Genomic DNA, 605 nt, shown 5'->3' on the forward strand with positions numbered 1-605 from the left:
GTGCCGGAGCTCGGTGCCCTCGATAGGGCGCAGACCAACCGGCCGGCGGCGGGGTTGGCCTGCCAGTTGGCATCCTCGACTATGGCGACAGGCTGCGGAACGGCTGCGCGAGTGTCATCCAAATTGCCCAGGAGGCCCAGCATCAGAGAGGATAGGATGACCGGGACGGCCAGGACCCAGAAGACATTCGAAGGATTGCGGATCGAGCCTTTGACGTTGATGAAGAATGAGTTCCACATGTGTGCTCCTTGGTAGAGGCTGAGCCCAGGGGGCTGCGCTCAATCGCGCAGTTCCTTGCCGGTCAGTTCGAGGAACACGTCGTTGAGGGACGGCGGTCGACTGGTCAGGTGGCCGTAATTGCTTCCGGAGGCTTCCAGGGTGGCCAGTACGTCCTGGAGGTTGTGTTCGCCCTGCCGGCAGCGCACCACCAGGTTCAGGCCGTCGTAGTCGGCGGACTGGGCCTGGGGGAGGGCGCGGATGCGGGCCAGTGTGTCTTCGCCAAGGTCCAGGGTCTCCACCGAGATGCGCTCGCCGGCCTCGACCCTGCCCTGGGGGTCGTCTGCCGGGCCCCCGTGACCGCGGCCGAACGCGGAGGGCGGCTTCGG

The 605-nt window shown here is 66.3% G+C and carries 2 protein-coding genes; both read right to left on the reverse strand.

The annotated features are described in order from the left end of the window. Positions 1–239: hypothetical protein (locus tag CRD60_RS08330; protein ID WP_130473093.1), on the reverse strand; the 239-nt coding region annotated here is incomplete at its 3' end. 39 nt (positions 240–278) lie between these two features. After that, positions 279–605, reverse strand: a 327-nt coding sequence (locus CRD60_RS08335) for an ATP-binding protein DrrA1-3 family domain-containing protein (RefSeq protein WP_113860798.1), incomplete at its 5' end; no start/stop codon positions are given.

Origin of the sequence: Bifidobacterium aemilianum, assembly GCF_003315635.1 — a bacterium.
GTDB lineage: Bacteria > Actinomycetota > Actinomycetes > Actinomycetales > Bifidobacteriaceae > Bifidobacterium > Bifidobacterium aemilianum.